General features: G+C 72.0%; 19 protein-coding genes. 10 read left to right on the top strand and 9 right to left on the bottom strand.

From position 1 onward, the window contains the following. Positions 1–4 precede the first annotated feature (4 nt). Entirely contained in the window at positions 5–481 is a 477-nt protein-coding gene (locus M4J07_RS18825) for a hypothetical protein (protein WP_255973373.1), read from the top strand. A gap of 23 nt (positions 482–504) precedes the next feature. On the opposite strand, the gene M4J07_RS18820 is transcribed toward M4J07_RS18825, so the two are convergent. The 3 genes from M4J07_RS18820 to M4J07_RS18810 form a co-directional block, all read right to left on the bottom strand. Next, positions 505–1,113: an acyl-CoA-like ligand-binding transcription factor gene (locus M4J07_RS18820; RefSeq protein WP_255973372.1), complete on the bottom strand. Its 609-nt coding sequence runs from the start codon at positions 1,111–1,113 to the stop codon at positions 505–507. After that, positions 1,110–2,702, bottom strand: coding sequence for an MFS transporter (locus M4J07_RS18815; RefSeq protein WP_255973370.1), 1,593 nt, complete (start codon positions 2,700–2,702; stop codon positions 1,110–1,112). The genes M4J07_RS18820 and M4J07_RS18815 overlap by 4 nt, the downstream gene beginning before the upstream one ends. A 287-nt stretch (positions 2,703–2,989) precedes the next feature. Further along, entirely contained in the window at positions 2,990–3,661 is a 672-nt protein-coding gene (locus tag M4J07_RS18810) for a DUF4097 family beta strand repeat-containing protein (protein ID WP_255973368.1), read from the bottom strand. Positions 3,662–3,940: 279 nt separating this feature from the next. Between M4J07_RS18810 and M4J07_RS18805 the strand changes: the two genes are divergently transcribed. Beyond that, a complete protein-coding gene (locus M4J07_RS18805; protein WP_255973366.1) occupies positions 3,941–4,678 on the top strand; it encodes a helix-turn-helix domain-containing protein in 738 nt (245 codons plus the stop codon). A gap of 85 nt (positions 4,679–4,763) precedes the next feature. Continuing rightward, positions 4,764–5,240 (top strand): GNAT family N-acetyltransferase, encoded by a 477-nt coding sequence (locus M4J07_RS18800; protein WP_255973388.1) that lies wholly within the window; start codon positions 4,764–4,766, stop codon positions 5,238–5,240. A 36-nt stretch (positions 5,241–5,276) separates the two neighbouring features. Here the strand turns inward: M4J07_RS18800 and M4J07_RS18795 are convergent, their stop codons facing one another. Together M4J07_RS18795 and M4J07_RS18790 are read right to left on the bottom strand one after the other, a co-directional pair. Beyond that, positions 5,277–5,921, bottom strand: coding sequence for a DUF6461 domain-containing protein (locus tag M4J07_RS18795; protein ID WP_255973364.1), 645 nt, complete (start codon positions 5,919–5,921; stop codon positions 5,277–5,279). 74 nt (positions 5,922–5,995) lie between these two features. Further along, a complete protein-coding gene (locus M4J07_RS18790; protein WP_255973362.1) occupies positions 5,996–7,045 on the bottom strand; it encodes an LUD domain-containing protein in 1,050 nt (349 codons plus the stop codon). Positions 7,046–7,316: 271 nt separating this feature from the next. Between M4J07_RS18790 and sigJ the strand changes: the two genes are divergently transcribed. Then, positions 7,317–8,198, top strand: a complete 882-nt coding sequence (sigJ, locus tag M4J07_RS18785; protein ID WP_255973386.1) for an RNA polymerase sigma factor SigJ — start codon at positions 7,317–7,319, stop codon at positions 8,196–8,198. A 95-nt stretch (positions 8,199–8,293) separates the two neighbouring features. Here the strand turns inward: sigJ and M4J07_RS18780 are convergent, their stop codons facing one another. Beyond that, complete coding sequence (locus tag M4J07_RS18780; protein ID WP_255973360.1) at positions 8,294–8,710, bottom strand: metal-sulfur cluster assembly factor; 417 nt, start codon at positions 8,708–8,710, stop codon at positions 8,294–8,296. Then, entirely contained in the window at positions 8,707–9,804 is a 1,098-nt protein-coding gene (locus M4J07_RS18775; protein ID WP_255973358.1) for an amidohydrolase family protein, read from the bottom strand. Before M4J07_RS18775 ends, M4J07_RS18780 begins: the two co-directional genes overlap by 4 nt. 147 nt (positions 9,805–9,951) lie before the next feature. Here M4J07_RS18775 and M4J07_RS18770 point away from each other — a divergent pair, with 147 nt between their 5' ends. From M4J07_RS18770 to M4J07_RS18760, 3 genes are all read left to right on the top strand, one after another. Continuing rightward, positions 9,952–12,162, top strand: coding sequence for an MMPL family transporter (locus tag M4J07_RS18770; RefSeq protein WP_255973356.1), 2,211 nt, complete (start codon positions 9,952–9,954; stop codon positions 12,160–12,162). Between the two features lie 194 nt (positions 12,163–12,356). Further along, positions 12,357–12,992 (top strand): TetR/AcrR family transcriptional regulator, encoded by a 636-nt coding sequence (locus tag M4J07_RS18765; protein WP_255973354.1) that lies wholly within the window; start codon positions 12,357–12,359, stop codon positions 12,990–12,992. A gap of 128 nt (positions 12,993–13,120) precedes the next feature. Next, on the top strand, positions 13,121–13,615 hold the full coding sequence (locus M4J07_RS18760) for an SRPBCC family protein (RefSeq protein ID WP_255973352.1): 495 nt from the start codon (positions 13,121–13,123) through the stop codon (positions 13,613–13,615). 70 nt (positions 13,616–13,685) lie between these two features. Here M4J07_RS18760 and M4J07_RS18755 read toward each other — a convergent pair whose 3' ends face one another. Both M4J07_RS18755 and M4J07_RS18750 read right to left on the bottom strand, forming a co-directional pair. Further along, on the bottom strand, positions 13,686–14,918 hold the full coding sequence (locus M4J07_RS18755; protein ID WP_255973351.1) for a cytochrome P450: 1,233 nt from the start codon (positions 14,916–14,918) through the stop codon (positions 13,686–13,688). A 56-nt stretch (positions 14,919–14,974) separates the two neighbouring features. Next, on the bottom strand, positions 14,975–16,234 hold the full coding sequence (locus M4J07_RS18750; RefSeq protein ID WP_255973349.1) for an FAD-dependent oxidoreductase: 1,260 nt from the start codon (positions 16,232–16,234) through the stop codon (positions 14,975–14,977). 281 nt (positions 16,235–16,515) lie between these two features. On the opposite strand from M4J07_RS18750, the gene M4J07_RS18745 reads away from it, so the two are divergent. The 3 genes from M4J07_RS18745 to M4J07_RS18735 all read left to right on the top strand — a co-directional run bounded on the left by M4J07_RS18745 (position 16,516) and on the right by M4J07_RS18735 (position 21,284). Further along, the gene (locus M4J07_RS18745) at positions 16,516–17,205 is read left to right on the top strand and encodes a hemerythrin domain-containing protein (RefSeq protein WP_255973347.1); all 690 of its coding nucleotides are present in this window, start codon (positions 16,516–16,518) and stop codon (positions 17,203–17,205) included. A 48-nt stretch (positions 17,206–17,253) separates the two neighbouring features. Next, positions 17,254–19,188: an HAD-IIIC family phosphatase gene (locus M4J07_RS18740; RefSeq protein WP_255973346.1), complete on the top strand. Its 1,935-nt coding sequence runs from the start codon at positions 17,254–17,256 to the stop codon at positions 19,186–19,188. Between the two features lie 311 nt (positions 19,189–19,499). Next, entirely contained in the window at positions 19,500–21,284 is a 1,785-nt protein-coding gene (locus tag M4J07_RS18735; RefSeq protein WP_255973344.1) for a fatty acyl-AMP ligase, read from the top strand. The last annotated feature ends 1 nt before the right edge of the window (position 21,285 follow it).

Here is a 21,285-nt window from a genome sequence, read left to right as displayed (position 1 = left end):
GCTCATGGACTTCACCCGCGCCCGGATCGCGTCCGACTTCCGGTCCAGGAAAGGCGCGAGGACGACGAGAGCGGTGAACCTGGCGCTGGGCGCCGTGTCCGGGGTGCTTCTCCTCGGCGGCTGCGGTCTCACCGGCTCGGGGCACGACGCGGTGAGCCTCTCCGTGAGCGGCGGCTACGCCGGGGTCCGGCACGGTGTCGAGGTCACGTCCGGCGGCGACGTCTTCCTCGTCGACCGCGCGGGCGACCGCTCGCAGGCGGACGACCTGACGCGGACGGAGAAGGAGAAGCTGGACGGCCTCCTCGACACCGTGGACGCCGTCGACCCGCCCTCCCGCGCGGTCGACGACCGGTCCAGGGACCTGTTCGAGTACCGCCTCCAGTTCGACGGCCGCACCGTCGTCACCGACGGGTCGCAGGGCCTCGGAGCGGTCGACGACCTGATCGCTCACCTGAAGGAGATCAGGTCGTCCCGGCTCTGAGACCTCTCCCGGCGACCGCCGGGTCAGAAGTCGAACCCCCGGCTGAGCAGCTGGAGATGGCGGTCGTAGAGCGCGAGCAGATCCTCCTTGCCGTCCCCCTCGACCCAGTGCCGCATCAGCGTCGTGAACACCGCGATGATCGCGGCGGCCGCGCACTTGACCTCCAGGTCGCGCGCGTCGCGCCCGCTGCGCTCGGCGATGACCTCGGCCAGCACGGCCTCGCTGCGCTCCTGCTCGGCGACCGAGCGGGCCCTGATCTCCGGGTCGGTGAAGGTGATCCGGGTACGGAGCAGGAGCTGCTCGCGGTCGCCGTCGAGGAGTTCGCCGAGCGGGCCGACGAGGGCGGCGCGGATGGCGTCCACGGTGGGCTCGCCGGCCGGGCGGGCGCGCAGCGCCTCGGCGAGCGCGGGGTCGTACTCGTCCTGCGTGACGACGTCCTCCTTCGACGGGAAGTACCGGAAGAAGGTGGAGGGGGAGATGTCGGCGGCGGCCGCGATCTCGTCGACGGTGGTGGCCTCGTAGCCGCGTTCCGCGAAGAGGCGGTAGGCCTCTTCGCGGATGCGCTGCCGGGTCTGCTGCTTCTTGCGTTCCCGCAGGCCCGGCGGTTTGGTCGGTGTCGTACGCGTCGTCATGTCAGCGATTCTGCGGGCTCGGGCAGGGTTCGGGCCACCTCCGTGGATCCCGCCGTGGTTCCCTCCTCGGTTCCGGTGGCCATGCCCCGGGGCAGGAACAGGGCGGCCGCGACCGCCGCGAGCAGGGCCAGGGCGCCGCAGCCGGCCAGCACCAGGTCCATGCCGTGGACGAACGCGGCGTGCGCGGAGTCGGCGAGGCCCGGCAGGTGGAGCTGCCCGGCGACCGCGTCGGCGCCGCTGACCGAGTCGCGGGCGGCGTCGGCGGCGGGCGCGGGCAGTCCGGCCAGATCGTCCGTGGTGAGGCGCTGCAGGTACCCGTAGCCGAGGAGGCTGCCGAGGCCGGCGACGCCGAGGGTGCCGCCGAGCTGCTGCACGGTCTCCAGGAGGCTTGTGCCCGAGCCGGTGCCCGTCTCGGGCAGGACGCCCATGACGAGGCTGGTGGCGGGGACGACGGCGAGTCCGAAGCCGAGGCCGGTCAGGCCGAGCCACAGGGCGGTGAAGCCGTAGCCGTCGCCGGGTGCGGTGGTCGCGCCGAGGAAGGTGCCGGCCGCGAGCAGGGCGAGCCCGGCCGGGACGACGGTGCGGGCGCCGAGACGCGGCACGAGGGCCTCGCTCAGGGTCGCGGCGGCCATCAGCCCGCCGATGAGAGGCAGGACGCGCAGGCCGGTACCGAACGAGTCGTTGCCGAGGACGGCCTCCAGGTACTGGGGGGTGACGAACAGGATGCCCATGACGGCGAAATTGACGAAGACGGCGATCAGCGTGCCCCAGCGGAACCGCCGGTCGGCGAAGAGGGCCAGGTCGATGATCGGGTGCACGGTGCGCCGCTCGTGCCGCACGAACGCGGTCAGCAGGCCGGCCGCCAGGACGAGGGAGACCAGGACGGACGGGGACGTCCAGCCGTCGGTCGGGATGAGGATGGTGCCGTAGACGAGCGCGATGATGCCGCCCGCGCCGAGCGCGCTGCCCGCCAGGTCGAACGAGCCCTTGCTGTAAGGGAGTTGGGTACGGCTCGCGTCCGAGGGCAGCAGCCACAGGCCGGCGAGGAGGGCGAGCACGACGACGGGGACGTTGAAGAGGAAGACCGATCCCCACCAGAAGTGGTCCAGGAGCCAGCCGCCGACCAGCGGCCCGACGGGCATGCCGAGGGCGGTCGCCGCGGTCCAGACGGCGACGGCCCGGGGCAGCTCTTCCTTGTCGAAGACGCGCGGCAGGATCGCCATGGACAGCGGCATGATCACGGCGGCGCCGACACCGAGGACGGCTCGTGCGGCGATCACCGCGGCGGGCGTTCCGGCGGCGGCTCCGGCGAGGGACGCGAGGCCGAACAGGGCGATGCCGCCGAGCAGGATCTTCTTGTGCCCGAACCGGTCGCCGAGTTTGCCGACCGGCAGCATCGCGACCGAGAGAGCGAGCAGGTAGCCGCCGCCGATCCACTGCAACTGCGCGCTGGTGGCGTGGAGTTGGGTGGAGATGGTGGGCAGCGCGACGTTGATCACGGTGCCGTCGAGTCCGACGATCAGGACGCTGAGGGTGAGCGCGGCGAGGGTGAGCCAGCGTCGGGGGGAGCGGTTCGCGGTGCCTTGCATGACGGGCCTCCGGAGGAGTGCGCGGACACGGGGAAGGGGGAGCGCGAGGACCGGCCGCATGTGCAGGACGTGGCCGATAATTGAAAGAGTACTCCCAAATGAGAGGTGACTGTCAATATCGAGTCGACTCGCACTTTCCCTTCCGTGTCGCGCGCCGTCTCCGGCAAACGGCAGTCGGCGAACGGCAGTCGGCGAACAGCAGTCGGCGAACAGCAGAAGGCACCCGCCTCGATCGATGTGATCGAGTGGGTGCCTTCTGCTGTGTGGGGCCGACGGTCCGCCCTGGGTCAGAGGCTGCGGGCGGCGATGTCGCCGTAGGCGGTGGTGGCCTTGATGTTCAGGCCGGCGTCGGCGCCGTCGGCGTTCTTGAGGGCGTTCTGGACCCGGCCGTATCCGGTGCGGGCGTCAAGCGTGGCGGAGGTGCCGTGGGCGGCGCCGACCGTGATGTCACCCTTCTCGGTGTGCAGGGTGAGCGTGCCGTGCGCGGCCTCGGACACCGTCAAGTCGCCCCGCTGGGTGCGGAGTTCGGCGGAACCGGTCAGGCGGCCCACGGTGATGTCGCCGTCCTGGAGGGTGAGGTGGGCGCCGGCGGCCTCGTCGAGCGCGACGGGGCCCTGGGCGGCATCCACGGTGACGTCGCCGAGGCGGCCGACGCCCCGCAGCTCACCGGCGGCCAGCTTGGCGTCCACGCCGGAGCCGGCGGGCAGCTCGACCGTGATCTCGACGGAACCGGAGTTGCCCAGCGCCTTGTGCTGCGCCTCCGGGGTCTCGATCCGCAGGACACCGTCGGCGAAGGCGACCTCGACCAGCTCGGCGGCCTTGGCGTCGCGAGACTTGGCGGCATCGGCGGGCCGGACCTCGACCGTGGTGTCGGCGCGGTCGGCGGCGATGAACCTGACGCGGGCGGCGGGAACGTTCAGGACGGTGGAGATCGGGGCGGCGGTGTCGAACTTCTGCATGGCGAGTTCCTTCATCCGTATGCCGTGGACCCTTGCGGCCCGTGGTTTCTGATGTCGTAAACGCTACGTTGCGTTCATGGTTCTGGCAACATGCTTGTTGCGTAAAAATGCAGTATCCACAGGTCAGATGAGAGATTTCGTTGCAACGACTTAGAAGCTAACGCAACAGTGCTCCGTCAAGGCCGTAGCAATGAAATGAAAGTGAACGCTATGCTGGCGCCACCACGCACGCACACGCACCCATACGCACCGTGCAGACGCACCACGAAGGAGACCGTGATGCCGGGAGGCAGGCTCAGCCAGTCCGAACGCCAGCAGATCGCCGTGGGGCTGGCCGACGGCCTCGCCTACGCGGAGATCGCCAGGCGCCTGGAACGCCCCACCTCGACCATCACCCGCGAGGTCATGCGCAACGGCGGCCCCACCGCCTACCGCGCCGAGATCGCCCACCGCTCCACCGAACACCGCGCCCGCCGCCGCAAGAAGGCCGCACCGCGCGACGCCGGTACCGCCGCGCTGCCCCACGGCCGCGACCTCGAAGCCGTACAGGACTACGAGGAGGAGTTCACGACCGTCTTCATGGCCTCGGGCCTGCCGCGGATGACGGCCAGGGTCATGGTCTGCCTCTACACCACCGACAGCGGCAGCGTCACCGCGGCCGAACTCGTCGAGCGCCTCGAGATCAGCCCCGCCACCGTCTCCAAGGCCATCGCCTTCCTGGAGAGCCAGGGACTCGTACGCCGCGAGCGCGACGAACGCCGCCGCGAGCGCTACTGCGTGGACGACGAGGTCATGTACCAGTCCACGATCGCCAGCGCCCGCGCCACGGCCCGCGTCGCCGACGTCGCCCGCCAGGGCGTGACGGTCCTCGGCCCCGGCACCCCCGCCGCCACCCGCCTGGAGAACATCGCCCGCTTCGTCGACTTCATCTCCGAGAGCACCCTGCGCGCGGCGGAACAGGCCCGCGAGGTCCTGCACACCAAGCCCGCCAACCCGGCCCAGGACAGCGTGAGTTGAGAGGACCGGTGCAATGATCGGCGAGGCGCCCCACGGACACCGGGGCGCCGACGCTCACCACGACCAGCTGTCCGGAGGCCCGCCCATGGAGATCACGCTGCGCGACGTCAGGGATGCCGATCTCCCCGCGTTCTTCGCCCAGACGAACGACCCCGAGGGGATCCGGATGGCGGCGTTCACCGCCAAGGACCCCTCGGACCTCGCCCACTTCCAGGCCCACTGGACCAGGATCCTTGAGGACCCGACGTGCCTCGTGCGCACGGTCGTCGCCGACGACGGCGAGGTCATCGGCCACGCGTCCGTGTACGGCCCGCCCGGCGAACGCGAGGTCACGTACTGGATCGACCGCCGGCACTGGGGCCGGGGCGCCGCCACCGCCGCGCTGCGCGCCCTGCTCGCCCTCGCCCCCGAACGCCCGCTCCACGCCCGGGCGGCCGCCGACAACGCCGCGTCCGTCCGGGTCCTGACGAAGTGCGGCTTCCGCCCCACCGGCACCGAACGCGACTTCGCGCACGGCCGGGGGGAGGAGGTGGGCGAGGTGCTCTTCACGTTGCCCGCCTGAGCTCCGTCCGGCTGGCCTCCGCCCGGGCGTCTGTGGTCACCAGGAGGCCGGCGGCCTGGTGCGGGTGACGGTGGCGGGGAGGCGGCCGTGCTCGATCGTCTGCCGGGGCAGGGACAGGCCGAAGTGTTCACCGGCGACCGTCAGGAGACGGCGCCGCTGTTCGAGGAGCGGGACCTCTTCGTCCGGGCCCAGCAGGTCGTCCATGCTGCCCTCCGGTGAGACGACCCCGGCCGCTTCCAGGGCCGGGCGCAGCAGGTCCGGCCGGGCTCCCGCCGGGTCGTAACCGGAGCTCAGTTCCAGGTGCAGTTGCACCTCGCCGTCGGTGAAGTAGCTGAGGAAGGAGGGCGGGTCGTCCGGTCGCGGGTCGAGGATCAGCACCTCGGCACCGTGCGAGACGGCCGGGTCCAGGGCCCACCCCTCGCTGCCGCCGCACTCCACGACGTACGACCAGTCGCCGCTCTCCCCGAGGCGGCCGACGCAGTAGACCTGCGTGAGGTCGACCATGCGGGACGCCGCCTGGACGGTGAGGGCGGGGCCGACCTCCACGGGAGCGTGGTCCGCCATGCGCCCGGCGAGCTGCTGGGGGCTCAGGCCGCGGGCGCACGTGACGTACAGGTCCGAGGCGTTCTGGTTGTTCGCGCCGGACCAGGCGTCGGCGATCCAGGCAAGGTCGTTCGGCACCTCGGGCAGCTCCTCGAACGGTCGGGCGGTCAGTCGTCAGCAGGCTTTCATGGCCGGTGAGTTGGCGGGCGGTGTCAGTAGCCGATCGCCTCCCGCAGGAGCAGCACCGTGCCCCGGCCCGGGCGCGGGTCCGCGTTGAGGACGAGGAGGCGGTTGACGGCGCTGGGCATGCCGTACACCTCCTGGCTGCGGACGGTCTCCAGCGGGAGGGCGTGTTCCTCGACGCGGCGCAGGGCCGTGCTCAGGTCGGACACCACCTTCTGGGCGCCGACGACCCACACCGCGTGCGCGGCGCCGCCCGCGTTGGCGGGGAGTTGGCTGCCGCTGCCCGAGGCGAGGACGAGGGAGCCGGTCTCGGTGACCGCGGCGACGCTGTTCACCACGTGGTCGGGGCAGGCGGTCAGCCGCCGGATCTCGTCGGCGCCCGTGGCCCGGTCGATGGCCAGGATCCGGGGCCGGACGGCGTCGTACCGGCCGCTGGCGTTGAGGTCGTCGTCGATGCCGGACAGCCGGAGCGTCTCGCTGGCCCCGGTGAGCACGCTGGCTCCCTCGGGGACGAGGTCCTTGACGCGGGCCCGTGCCGCCGCCGCGTCGTCGAGGATCTCGGCGGCGAAACCGTTGGCGCGCAGCGCGGCCGCCACCCGCTCAAGCCGCTCGGCCGGCGCCGGTTCGGTGAAGGACGGGCCCGACGCGGGCGCGGAGCCCGCCAGCGGGGACGTGTCGAGGTACCTGATCTCGTAGACCCGCTCGGCGAACTTCCAGCCCTCCGCGGTGCGCCGGTAACGGTCGTGGTAGATCGCGTAGTTGATTCCCTCGCGTCCGTCGAGGGTGCGCGCGAGCTCGTGCATGTGGGCGCGGCCGGTCGCGGTGTCGCCGTCGAGCACGATCGTGCCGGGATGCGTGGTCTGCACGAAGAAGTCCCACTGGCTCTGCAGCCGTTCGCCGCCCACCCGGATCTCCTCGCGGCCGATCAGCTCCACCGGGATGTCGGGCATGCGCAGCGCACCGTCCTCGGTGAACAGCGACGCCATGCGGGGCCGGTCGCGCATCATCGCCGCGTCGCTGAACTCACCGCGCAGCGCCTCGATCTCGACGCGGTCCGCGGTGGCCTGGAAGTCGTTCATCACACTCTCCCTCTTCGTGCTGCTGTCGTCCTGAGGGGTACGACAACCCAGCCCGCCGGAATGTGAGGAGACGCGGCGCCCTGACATTCCGGCGCGCTGTCCTGTCGTATCGGTGAGGGAGCGGAAGCGAGCGAGAGAGGCGCACACCATGACCAGCGGAACCGGGACTGGGGCCGGAGCCGGGGCAGGAACCGGGCACGGCGACGAGCGGGGCGATGAGCGGGGCGCCGAGCGGGGCGCCGAGCTGGGTGATCCCGGCCTCGGCGCGATCATGAGCGAGCGCCGCCACCTGATCAACCTCGGCTACCGGCTCCTCGGCTCCCTCGCCGACGCCGAGGACGTGGTCCAGGAGACGTACGCCCGCTGGTACGCCATGTCCGCGCGGGAGCAGCGGGCCATCGAGTCCCCCGGTGCCTGGCTGACCACCGTCGCCAGCCGCATCTGCCTGAACCAGCTCGGTTCGGCGCGGGTCCGGCGGGAGACCTACGTGGGCGACTGGATCCCCGAACCGCTGCCCGAACCCACGGAGTGGGACATCGCGCCTGCGGGCGGCGCGGACCCGGCCGACCGGGTCACCCTCGACGAGTCGGTGACGATGGCCTTCCTGGTCGTCCTCGACGCGATGACCCCGGCCGAACGCGTGTCGTTCGTCCTGCACGACGTCTTCCGGTACCCGTTCGGCGAGGTCGCGGCGATCGTCGGCCGCACCCCGGCGGCCTGCCGCCAGCTGGCCTCCTCCGCCCGCCGCCGCATCCGCACCGCGCACACTCCGGCCGTGGCCCCGGGCACCGGACAGGCAGGCATCGTCCGGCAGTTCAGGACGGCGTGGGAGGCCAAGGACATCGAGGCCCTCATCGGCCTCCTCGACCCCGACGCCACCGCGACCGCCGACGGCGGCGGACTGGCCGTCACCCACCCGTACCCGATCGTGGGCGGCGAACGGATCGCGCACGCCTACGCCGAGATCGCCCGGGTGGCCGGCGACCGCACCACCTTCCTGGAGTGCACGGTCAACGGCCTGCCCGGTCTGGTGGCGTTCCAGGGCGGCTCCCTCGTCACGGTGTTCGCGTTCGAGGTGGTCGACGACCGCATCAGGAACATCTGGGCCGTCCGGAACCCCGAGAAGCTCCGGCCCTGGCGGACGACTGACTGACTGAATGACTGACGGGCGGACGCAGCACTGCGGCCCCCTCGGGTGCGCCGCCGGGGCGGGCGGCGCGGTCGAGGGGGCCGGCGTGGTGCGCGGGGTCAGGAAGGGCCGGGGCCCGGTACCGGGGTCAGCGGCAGCATCCGGCGGTCGTCGGCGCGGGCGTCGGCGAGGAGTTCGCGGCCCTTGTCCGTCATGAGCTCCGGGCGCCACAGGGTGCCGCCGTCGAGCTCGACCGTGACGTCGCTGACGCCGTCGACGGCGCCCACCTTCTGCTCGATCGACTGCATGATGGTCGGCACGGCCATGCAGAACGGTGCCGTCAGACTGATGCGCACCGTCGCGCGCCCGTCAGGGGCGAGGGACACCGCACGGATCAGGCCGAGATCGACGAGGCTCATCGGGCGCTGCCAGGACTGGCTGCACGGGTCGTAGACGTCCTGGAGCGCGGTGTGGACCTGCTCGGTCGTCGCCGTGGCGGGAGCGGGAGCGGGTGCGGGTGCGGTCGGCGCGGTCACGAGGCGGCCGCCCACTGCTCGGGGCGCATCTCGCGCCAGTTGGCCCACAGGGAACGGTTCCCGCCGTGCTCGGCGCGGGCCCTCGCGAACTCGTCGTCCTTGATCTGCTCGGCCGCCTTCGGCAGGTCGATCCCCGCGATGCGCGCGTAGTTGCCGGCCAGGAACGCGGCCCGCTGGTCGTGGGTGATCTGCTCCAGGCCGTAGCGCTCCAGCGTGCGGTCGGAGAACGTCAGGCGCGCCATCTTCTCCAGTACGGGCTGCGGGTGGAAGTGCAGGGCCCCGGAGGCGTAGATGATCTTCTCGGCGCCGCCGAGGGAGATCATCTGGGCCAGCGCCTCCTCCACGTACCCCATGCCGTGCGCCAGGATCGCGGAGGTGATCTCCAGGTTGGCGTAGACGTTGGGCAGCCGCATCAGCGCCATGGCGACCTCCTCCACGAACGGCGGGAGGCCGGCGTGGACGATCTCGAAGGAGAGGTCGATGTGGCGGATGGCGACCGTCTCCAGGTCGTCGATGCCGAAGGGGCCGAGCGGCACCAGACCGTTCGGGACGATCTTGTGCAGCGCGATGATCTTGATGCCGAGTTCCTTGGCGAGCTCGAAGAGCGGCTCGAACTCCGGGTCGTCGAGCCGCCAACTCAGGTCGGGAGAACCGGCGTTGGGGTACATCTTGATGCCGATCGTGCCCGGTACCTGAGCCACCTGCTCGCGCAGATCGCGCAGACACTCCTCGATGCCGACGGCGGGGTTGATCCCGGCGTACGGCACGATCCGGTGCGGCCACTTCTCGGCCAGCTCCCGGTTCTTCTCGCCGTTGCACAGACCGTCCTCGAACACGGCGTCGATGCGCAGCCGGTGGTTCACCGCCATGTCGACGTCGGACTCGGTGAAGAGCGTCCGTACGAGCAGCTCCGGCGGCCAGTCGGTGCAGAAGGCCTCGCGGGGGATGGCGGAGCCCTTCGTGGCGAAGCGCTCGTGCATGCCCCAGAGCATCTCGCGCAGGGCGAACGCGTGCAGGTTCGGGAACTCCCCGTCCTTGCGCAGGTTGTCGTCCGCCACGTTGTACGGGTGCACGGTGGCGTCAATCACGAACATGTTGTCGATCAACTGGATCTCCCGTAGCGGCGGTTGCGACCGGCCCGGCCGGTCGACGAGGGCGTGACGGGAGTGTGCGGCCGCGGCCTTCAGCGAGACTAAAGCGCCCGCCGGGACACTCCGGTCACCGACGGAAGGTGACCTTCGATGTTTTCTGCCCTGGGCTCCGCACTGCACGCACGGCGGCGCGTCGGCCTGTTACTGGCCGGGCTCGCCGCCGTCCTGGCCGCCCTGTTCGGCGGCACGGTGGACAGCAAGCTCACCAACGGGCTGTCCGACTACGACGATCCCGGCGGCGCCAACGTCGCCGCACGTCGCATCATCCAGCAGGCCACCGGCATCGACGCCCAGCAGGGCTATGCCGTCCTCGTCCGCACGGACGCGCCGATCGACCCCGACGGCCCGCTGCCCGCGTCCGTCGCGGCCGCGGTCGACCTGCTCAAGGGCCGGTCCGAGATCAAGAGCGTCGTCGACTACGCGTCGGCGTCGAACCCCGCCCTCGTCTCCGACGACGGCCGCAGCACCGTTGTTCTCGGCAACGTGGGACCCATGACCGAGAAGGCGACGGTCGCCGCGGAGAAGGAGCTCCAGGAGGCGATCGAGGACGATCCGGTCCTGCGCGACAACGCCTGGCTCGGCGGCGCGACCCCCGGCCACGTGCAGGTCGACGAGGTGTCCACCAAGGACCTCACCAGGGCGGAGACCTTCGCCCTGCCGTTCATCCTGATCCTGCTGTTCCTGGTCTTCCGCGGTGTGGTCGCGGCGCTCGTGCCGCTGGCCGGCGCCCTGGTCACCCTGCTGATCACGTTCGCGGGGCTGCGCGTCGCCACCCTGTTCATGGACGTGTCGTCGGGCTCGCTCAACCTCGCCTTCGCCCTCGGCCTTGGCCTCGCCGTCGACTTCGGGCTGCTGATGGTCTCCCGCTACCGCGAGGAACTCGCCGCGCACGGGCCCGGTGTCGAAGCCGTGCGCCGCACGATGGCGAGCGCGGGCCGTACCGTCTTCTTCAGCGCGCTGACCGTGGCTGCCGCGCTGGCCGCGATCACCGTGTTCCCGCAGCCCTACCTGCGGTCGATGGGTCTGGCCGGTGTGATCACGGTGATCGCGGCAGCCCTGTTCGCGCTGCTCGGGCTGCCGGCGCTGCTCGCCGTCCTCGGCACGCGCGTCAACGCCCTGGCACCGCGCCGCTGGCAGCGCAACGACGCGACCCAGGCGCAGGCGGGCCTCCGCTGGCACCGGATCGCTCACGGGGTGATGCGCCGGCCCGTGCTGGTCGCGCTCGGCGCGACCGGCATCCTGCTGCTGGTCGCCGCCCCGGTGACGGGCCTCAAGTTCACCGGCGCCGACGCGTCCATGCTGCCCGCCTCCACCAGCGCCGGACACGTGTCGCGGGCGCTGGAGAGCGACTTCTCCAAGCCGCCCGCCGCGCCGTTGCAGATCGTGCTCGACACCCCGTCGGCGGACGGCCGGATCACGGCCTACGCCCGCCAGGTCGCGGCCGTGGAAGGCGTGGAGGCGGTGGCCGACCCGGTCCGGCTGGACGACCGGCACTGGCAGATCGACGCGGTGCTCGGCGGCGCCCCGCTCGGCACCGAGGCCAAGGACGCCGCACAGCGGGTGCAGGACCTCGACGCGCCGGTCCTCGCGCGCCACACCGGGACGACCGCCGACTTCCTCGCGCAGAAGGCCAGCATCGGCGCCCACGTACCGCTCGCCGCGGGGACCCTCGCCGTGATCACGCTGCTCCTGCTGTTCGCCTTCACCGGGTCCGTGCTGCTGCCGCTGAAGGCGCTGGTGATGAACATCCTCTCCACGGGGGCCGCGCTCGGCTTCCTCGTCTGGGTGTTCCAGCACGGCAACCTGGGCTTCGCCGCCCAGAACGGCATCGAGGCGACCTCCCCGGTACTCGTCCTCGCGCTCGCCTTCGGGCTGTCCACCGACTACAACGTCTTCCTGCTCGGCCGGATCAAGGAGGCCAGGCAGGCCGGTCTCGACGACCGCTCGGCGGTGGCCGAGGGACTGGCGCGCACCGGTCCCGTGGTCACCTCGGCGGCTGCCCTGTTCTGCCTGGCGTTGGGCGCGCTCGCGCTGTCCCGCCTGGTGCTGGTGCAGGAGTTGGGGCTCGGCACCGCGTTCGCCGTGCTGATCGATGCGACGGTGGTCCGGGCCCTGCTGGTGCCCTCCCTCATGGCGCTGCTCGGCGGCGCCAACTGGTGGGCCCCCGGCCCGCTGCGCCGCCTGCACACGCGCCTCGGGCTCGACCGGCTGGAGACGGAGCCCGCTGCCGCGATGGCCCCGGTCCCGGGTGAGCATCCGGCGGAGCCGCTCGACCGGCAGCCCGCTGCGCGGGTGACCTGACCGGTCCCGCCTGTCCGCCGGCCCGGGTCCCGCACTCTCTGCGGGCCCGGGCCGACGTGCGCCGTGGGCACGCGAGGGTGCCGAACACGCCATTTACGCTACTCGTGTTGCGTAAATAGGAGACCCTGCCTACTCTGAATGACGAAACGGCCGTATCGAAATGCCCGGCAACCCCGACCGCGAGGAGCAGCCCCGTGACCACCCCCGCGCGCAGAGGCCGTCCCCGCAGTGGGGACGCCGACGGACGGATCCTGCGGGCCGCCCAGGACCTGCTGACCGAGCGGGGGTACGACAAGTTCGCCATCGACGAGGTGGCCGCCCGTGCCACCGTGGCCAAGACGACGCTCTACCGCAGATGGCCCACCAAGGACCACCTGCTCGTCGCGCTCGTCGCCCGGATCCAGGACGAGGTGGAAGTCGCCGACACCGGTGACATCCGGCGTGACCTGACCGTCTACCTCACGGCCGTCGCGACCGGCCTCGACCGGATGCGCCGCGTCGGCCGGGGCGCCGCGGGGGAGGCCGACCGGTCGGCCGGGGTCGTCGCCGAACTGGTGGCGGCCGCCGCCCGGCACCCGGACGTGGGCGACGCCGTACGCGGGCTGTTCGCCCGGCGCAACGCCCTGCCTCTCCGCCTGCTCGACCACGCCCGCGAACGCGGCGCGCTGCCTCCCGGCGCCTCGTCCGAAGTGCTCTTCGACCAGCTGGCCGGAGCCCTCTACTACCGGCTCCTGATCACCGGGGCGCCGATCGGCGCCGACTACGTCGACGAGCTCGTCGGCCAGGTACTGGCCGGGGTCGCCACCACCCCCCACCCAGAGAGGACCTGACCATGTCCGCCGACTCTTCCGTCTCTGCCCCCGCACCTGCCGCGTCCGCCGCCTCCGGACCGCACGACACGCAGCGGGCCACTCCGCACCGGCGCCGCCGCCGAATCCTGTTAGTGCTGGCCGGAGTCGTGGCCGCGCTCGGGGGCTACACGGTATGGACCAACACCCATCCGGTCCGGCTGACCGCGTCCATCGAGATCGAGGCCGCCCCCGAGCAGGTCTGGGCGGTGCTCACCGACCTCGACGCCTACCCGCAGTGGAACCCCTTCATCACCGAGGCCGTCGTCACCTCCGACGACGGCCTGCGGACGGGCGCGACGATGCGCAACCGCCTGGAACAGAAGGGCGAGACCAGCACGTTCACCCCGACCGTCCTCGAGGTGAGCGCCGGCCGTGAACTGCGCTGGCTGGGCAAGGTCGGGCCGGGCTGGATCGGCGACGGCGAGCACGGCTTCGTCATCGAGCGCACCGGACGCGGCACGGTCCGCCTCACGCAGAGCGAGAAGTTCTCCGGCGTCGCGGTGCCCTTCGTGGCCGACAGCCTCAGGAACGACACCTTGCCTCAGTTCCGGGCGATGAACAGCGCGTTGAAGCAGCGGGTCGAGCGGCTCGCCGCGCGCTGACCCCGGGAACCGCTGCGGACCGGGGCCCACGGCATCCGCCGCGGGCTCCCGGTTCACGCGCCCGGCCGGGTTACCAGGTCACCGGCAGGGAGGCGATGCCGTGCACCAGCATGCCCTCGGGGCGCCGCAGTTCGTCCTCCGCGACGGCCAGGCGCAAGGTCGGGAAGCGCTCGATCAGCGAGCCGATGGCGATCTGCAGCTCCGCGCGGGCCAGGCCCGAGCCGATGCAGTAGTGGGTGCCGTGGCTGAAGGCGAAGTGCGGGTTGGCCGGGCGGTCGAAGTCGATGCTGTCGGGGTTCTCGTACTGACGGACGTCCCGGTTGGCGGCACTGAGACTCGGCAGGACGGCGCTGCCCTTGGGGATCGTCACGTCGCCCAGCTCGACATCCTCCAGGGTGATCCGCAGCAGCGCCTCGTTGCCCGGCGGGTGGAGTCGCAGCAGCTCCTCCACCGCGGAGTTGATCAGATCCGGATCCTTGCGCAGCCGCTCCAGTTGCTCGGGGTGGGTGAGCAGCGCGACCACACTGTTGGCGATCTGGTTGACCGTGGTCTCGTGGCCGGCCACCAGCAGGCTGATGCCGAGGAAGATCAGCTCCTCCTCCTGCAGCCGGTCGCCGTCCTCGTCGTGGATCGAGACCAGCGCGGACAGCAGGTCGTCACCGGGGTTCTCGCGCTTGGCCGCCACCAGCTCCGCCAGATACGTGCGCAGGGCGATCTGCGAGGCGAGCATCTCCTCCTTGGACACGGAGGTGGTGGCGAGGAACACCCGGGACCACGCCGCGAAGTCGTCGCGGTCCTCGAAGGGCACACCGAGCAGCTCGCAGATGACGGTGACCGGGAGCTGGAAGGCCAGCGCGGGCACCAGGTCGACCGGCTGCTCCAGCTCTGCCATGGCGTCCAGCAGGGCGTCGGTGTGCTCCTGGATGCGGGGGCGCAGCGCGGCCACCCGGCGGGCCGTGAACTCGCGGGAGACCAGCTTGCGCACCCGGGTGTGCTCCGGCGGGTCCATGTTGAGCAGGCTCTTGAAGTTCTGCGGCGCCGCGGCGAGCCGGGGCGCCCCGGGCTCCAGCGTGGCCGCCCGGCTGAACCGGGGGTCCGACAGGGCGGTGCGCACGTCCTCGTAGCGGGTGAGCAGGAACGCCCGGTCGCCGCTGGGCATCCGCACCTGCGCGACCGGGTCCTCCTCGCGCAGGTGCGCGTACATCGGGCACTGGGCGAGCCCGGGCGGCTGCTCGAAGGGGTACGCGAGAGGGGTGGGGCCGGCCGCCTCCGCGGAGTCGGGCACTTCGGGGCTGAGGGGCATCTGGAGTCCTGTCCTTCGCGTTCGTCGAGGTCTGTGGGCGGGGCGCGCGGGGCGGTTCAGACGCCGGCCGGTGCCGTCGGCACCGGTGCGACGTCGAAGGGGCGGACCCGGTCCGCCTCCTGGAGCGGGTAGTAGATGCCGGAGAGGATCCGCCGCTTGAGCGGGGCGCTCGCATTCACCAGGCGGTACGCGGCCCGGCGCAGCAGCACCGGCAGCGGGCCGGACAGGGCGAACGCCCGTTCCTGGCGCAGCTGCAGGGCCCGGGCCCGGGCCACCGGTGCCTCGCGCTCCTCCTGGAAGCGGAGGGTCGCCCGGCCCAGCGCGGCCGCCTGGTCCTCGGCGCGCAGCGCCGGGGCCACCATGCGGGCCAGTACCGCCGCGTCCGTGATGGCGTGGTTGACGCCCTGGCCGAGCACCGGCGTCAGCGTGTGCGCGGCGTCGCCGATGAGCACCAGGCCCGGCCGTGACCAGCGGGGGACCACGGTGGTGAAGATGTCCAGCATGGACGTGTCCGACCACGTGGTGACCGCCGTCCGTACCTGTGCGGAGATCTCCGGCGCGAGCTCGTCCATCCGCGCGTGCAGCGCGCCCACGCCCTGTGCGCGCAGCTCCTTCAGGCCGCCCTTGGGGATGTTGAAGCCGACCCGTACGAGGTCGGGGACCGTGGGGATGAACAGCCCGTGCCGGGCGCCGCGGATGCGCACGCGGTAGGTGTGGCCGTCCCAGACGTCGGGCCGGGGCACCTTGAACCAGACGAAGTCCCGCTCCAGGGGCTGCTTCTCGTACCGCAGGCCCGACATCTCGCGGACCTTGCTGAACCGGCCGTCCGCCGCCACCGTCAGCGCCGCCGAGATCTCGAACTCGCCGTCGGTGCCCTTGCAGCGCACCCCGGTGACCGTCGAGCCGTCGCGCAGCAGCGCGGTGGCGGTGGTGCGGCGCAGCAGCCGGAAGCCGGGCAGCTGCGCGCCCTGGGCGGCCAGCGCCTCGAGCAGCGGCGGCTGCGGCAGCTCCATGGGGAACGGGCACGGCCGTTCGTAGTCGGCGAAGTCCGCGCGCAGCACGGTGCGGCCCTGGTCGGTGATCTCCATCCGGCGGGTCTCGAGGGTCTGCTCGCGCAACCCCTGCAGGACCCCCATCCGTTCCAGGAGCCAGACGGAGTCGGGGGAGATGGACTCGCCGCGGAACGACCGGTCGAAGCGCGCGCTCTGCTCCACGACGACGACGGACACGGACCTCCGCGCCAGTTCCAGCGCGAGGGTGAGCCCCGCGGGCCCCCCTCCCACCACACAGACCTGTGCTTGCACCGCCCCTGTCATCGCCACTGCCTCTCCACGGACGTGATGGTCACCGGGAGCCTGCGGGGCCCGGCTAAAGCGCCGCTTGCGGTCGTGCGCGCACGGCGGTCGCCGGGTTCGGCGGGGCGACTCGGGTCGCTCGATCCGGCCAATTCCGAAACGCGCGTTGCGTAATTGCGCGAGGTGCTCGTACTCTGAATAACGAAACGTACGTAGCGAAAATGTGGACGCAAGAACCGCTTAAGGCCGACCGGACACGATCCGGCCGCAACGCATCGATCACGAAGGCCAGGGTGAGAAGGATGTCGGCCAGGAACGGACGGGAAGTGCCGGACACCGGCGAGATGGTGGTCGTGCACCGCCTCTTCCGGCGGGAGTACGAGGCGTCGGTGGCGGTGGTCCGCGCCGTCGCCCCCGGTGACACCGCGCGCAGCGCCGTCGTCGCCGCCCATCTGGCCGCGCTCAACCAGATGCTGACGGAGCATCACCTCGCCGAGGACGAGCTGGTCTGGCCGCGACTGGTCGCCGACCCGGCCGTCGACAAGGGCCTGGTGGCCCGCATGGAGGAGCAGCACGAGCGGATCGCCGACGCCCTCGGCCGTCTGGAGCGTGCCCTGCCCGACTGGGGCACCGGAGCCGACGCCGGCCTGAGGGACACGGTGGCGGACGCCTGCGCGGCCCTGCTGCCCGCCCTGGACGAGCACCTCGGCGACGAGGAGCGGCACATCCTGCCGCTGGTGCCCGACCGGTTCACCGTGCAGGAATGGGCGCGGCTCAGCGAGCGCGGCCGGGCCGCCGTGCCCAAGTCGCACCGCCTGTACATGCTGGCCGCCCTCGGCGAGGCCGCCGGCACCGACCGCAGGGACGAGTTCCTGGGCCGGCTGCCCGCACCCGTCCGCCTGCTGTACCGGGTGGCCGGCCCCCGGCTGCGCCGCCGCACCTGGTCCCACCTGAGCGGGGGCCGTGCCGAGCAGCGCGTGGCCGCGGCCTGAGCAGTCCCAGCCGTCAGACAAGCGAGGCAGTGAAGTGAGGAAGAGTCCGTGAGCGCACCCGTGACGACCAGGCCCGCTCCCGCCGACCGGGCCGAGGCGCTGGACCGCATCCGCGACCTGCACACCGAGGGGCGCCTTGCGGAGGAGTTCCCCGGCGTGAGCGGCCTGCTGGCCGTCCTCGCCCAGGGGCCCGCCGCCGCGGCCGACCTGGCCAGGGCCGGCCGGCTCCTCGCCCGGGTCGACCCCGGCCGCATCCACGCCCTGCACCCCGACGCCCGGCCGCTGCACGTCACGGTGTCGGGGCACGGCACGCTGGACGCGCTCACCGGCCCGCTCACCGCCGAACTCGCCCGCCACGGCATCCCGTTGCGGCCCACCATCGGCGACCACGACTCCTGGCGGCGCGATCTCCAGGACACCGCGGGACCCCTGTACGCCGACGACATCGACCTCTCGCTCGTGCTGCTCGACGCCCAGTCCGTCTTCGACGAGCTCCCGCAGCCCTGGCGGGTGTCGGACGCGGCCGAGGCGGTCACCGCCCGGCTCGGTCTGCTCCAGCGGCTCGCCGAGAGCTACGTCCGCGACGGCTCCGGCACCCTTGTGCTCAATACCCTGCCGCTGCTCACCGGGCAGCTGCGTCAGCTCGTCGACCACCGCTCACGCACCGAACTCTCCGTGCTGTGGCGGGAGTTCAACGCGGGACTGCTGCGCATCGCGCTGGCCCACCCGCGGGTGCACGTGGTCGACCTCGAACCGCTGATCGCCGAGTCGGGGCCGGTCCGCGACAGCCGGCTCGCCGTCTACACCAAGGAACACCTCGGCGCGGAACTGCTCGGCCGGTACGCCCGCGAGATCGGACACCTGGCCCGGGCCCTGCGCGGCCGCACCAAGAAGGTCCTCGTCGTCGACCTGGACCACACCCTGTGGGACGGCATCCTCGGCGACGACGGCCCCGACGGTATCGCCGTCTCCGGGACCTACCGGGGCGAGGCCTTCGGCGCCTTCCAGAAGACCGTGCGCCAGCTCGGCTCCCAGGGCGTCCTGCTCGGCGTGTGCAGCAAGAACGACCAGGAACCGGTGGAGCAGGTGCTGGCCGGCCATCCCGACATGGTGCTGCGCCCCGACGACTTCGTCCGGATCACTGCCAACTGGCAGCCCAAGGACGGCAATCTGCGGGAGATGGCCGCCCGGCTCAACCTCGGCACGGACAGCTTCGTGTTCGTGGACGACTCGCCCTTCGAGTGCGGTCTGGTCGCCTCGTCCCTTCCGGACGTCGCAGTGGTCCGACTCGACGAGGAACCGGCCCTGCACATCGACCGACTGCTCGCCGACGGCTGGTTCGACGTGCGCGAGCTGACCGAGGCCGACCGTGGCCGGGCCGGCCAGTACCGGGCCGACGCCGGCCGTCTGGAACTCCTGGACGGCGCCGCCTCCATGGAGGAGTACCTCCAGGCCCTGGACGTGCGCGTCACCGTCGCCCCGGCCACGGAGGCCGACGTGCCCCGGATCTCCCAGATCACCCTGCGTACCAACCAGTTCAACCTCACCACGCGGCGGCTCGGCACGGACGACGTGCGAGCCAGGATCGCCGCACCGGGCCGGCTGGTCCTCGCCATCCGGGCCCAGGACCGCTTCGGCGACAACGGTCTCGTCGGCGCGGTGTTCGCCGAGCGCGATGCCGACGCCCTGCGCATCGACAACGTCCTGCTCAGCTGCCGGGTCTTCGCCCGCGGCATCGAACAGGCCGCCCTGACCGCCCTGCTGGCGCACGCCCGGGACACCGGCGCGCCGGCCGTCGTCGCCTCGTACCGGCCCACCGCCAAGAACGGCAAGGTCCGCGACCTGTACCCCTCGCTCGGCTTCGACACGGTCCGCACCGGCGACGACGGCTCCCACGACTTCCGCCACGACCTGACCGAACTGCCGTCGCACCCCGGCCACGTCACCCTGGACGCGTCCTTCGGGCCGCCCGCCACGACGTAAGTCCCCCCGACCTCCCGGTTCCGGCCGGGACCGGCACCGACCCGGCGCGACATCATCCCCCGCCGCGCCAGGGCCGGACCGGTCCCGCCGGAGCCGGGAGCCGCACGCGGCACACGCGTGCGGACCCTCACCGACTGCCGCCCGTCACCCCCCCTGTGGCGGGCGGCAGTTGTATGCCCGGCTCCGGACGTCCGGATCCGGCCGCGCAGCACAAGCGGCGCCTTAGCGCAACGGGTGAGTCTCGGAAGCGTCCCAGACAGCCATCGCGCCGGCGCCAAGCCTGCGGATCTCGGAGAGGTCAGGCAAAGACGTTGACAAGCTTCCGAACCTTCACGGAACTGGTTCTGGACCGTGCGGCCGAACTCGGTACCGAGGACGCCTTCATCTTCCTGCCGGACGACGCCAATGGCTCGGTCCCCGAGCACCTGTCGTACGCCATCCTCGACCAGGAGGCCCGCCGGATCGCCTCGTGGCTGCAGGCGAACGGCGCCGAGGGCGGCCAGGTGCTCCTGCTCTACCCCTCGGGCACCGACTTCATCAAGGCGTTCACCGGCTGCCTCTACGCCGGTTCCGTCGCCGTGCCCGCCCCGCTGCCCACCGAGCAGGGCCAGCACTTCACCCGGGTGTCCGGCATCCTGCGCGACGCCGAGGTCCGCGCGGTGCTGACCGACTCGGCGAGCGCGCCCGAGATATCCGCCTGGCTCGTCTCCGAGGGCTTCACCGACGTCAAGTGCCTGGCGACCGACACCGCGGACCACGGTGACGCGAGCGCCTACCGGGTGCCGGACCTCACCCCCGAGCACCTCGCGTTCCTGCAGTACACCTCCGGCTCGACCAGCGACCCCAAGGGCGTCATGGTCTCGCACCGCAATCTGCTGGCCAACGAGGCCGCGATCCAGAACGCCGCCGGAACCGACGGGCAGACCCGGTTCGGTGGCTGGCTGCCCTTCTACCACGACATGGGTCTCATCGGGCACATCCTGCACCCGCTGTACATCGGCGGCTCCGCCGTACTGCTCTCGCCGACGTCCTTCCTGCGCCGCCCGCACCGCTGGCTGAAGTCCATCGGCGACTACGGCGTCACCATCGGCGGCGGCCCCAACTTCGCCTACGACCTGTGCGTGCGCCGGGTCACCGACGAGCAGCTCGCCGAACTCGACCTGTCCACCTGGGTCAGCGCCGCCAACGGTGCCGAACCGATTCGCCGCGAGACCATCGAGGCGTTCACCCGGCGCTTCGCGCCCGCCGGCTTCAAGCCCGAGTCGTTCTTCCCCTGCTACGGCATGGCGGAGACCACCCTGCTCGTCTCCGGCACCCCCAAGGACCGCCGCCCCGCCGTGCGCACCGTCGACGCGGCCGCCCTCGAACAGGGCACGCTCACCGACCCGGTGGCCGAGGGCACGAGCCGTGAGCTGGTCAGCAGCGGCGTCATCCACGACTTCACGGTGAAGATCGTCGACCCCGACACCCGCAGGGAACGCCCGGAGGGCTCCGTCGGCGAGATCTGGGTCAAGGGCGACAGCGTGGCCTCCGGCTACTGGAAGCGCCCGCTGACCAACGTGGAGATCTTCGACGCCCACATCACCGACGGCGACGGCGGCGAGGACACCGGCGGCTGGCTGCGCACGGGCGACCTCGGCGCCCTGGAGGACGGCGAGCTCTACGTCACCGGCCGCCTCAAGGAGCTGATCATCTTCTCCGGCCGCAACCTCTACCCGCAGGACGTCGAGCGGGCGGTGCAGGCCACCGACAAGGCCCTGGGCGCCGGCGCCGGCGCGGTGTTCACCGTCGAGACCGACCGCGAGCGCCTCGTCGTGGTGCAGGAGGTCAGGATCAGCGCCGTCGACGGCGACCTGCGCAGCCTGGCCACGGCCATCCAGAGCCGCATCGGGCAGCAGCTCAACGTCCCCGCGGGCAACGTGATCCTGGTGCGGCCCGGCACCATCCGCAAGACCACCAGCGGAAAGATCCAGCGCACCCTGATGCGCAAGCTGTTCCTGCAGGGCGAGCTCACCCCTCTGTACGAGGTGCTCGAACCGGCGGTCCGCGGGATCGTCGCCGACGCCGCCGGACCCGCCCTGGCGGCGACGGTCTGAC

The organism is Streptomyces longispororuber (genome assembly GCF_024448165.1).
Classification (GTDB): domain Bacteria; phylum Actinomycetota; class Actinomycetes; order Streptomycetales; family Streptomycetaceae; genus Streptomyces; species Streptomyces longispororuber_A.
This window is presented reverse-complemented; position numbering and strand designations above follow the sequence as displayed.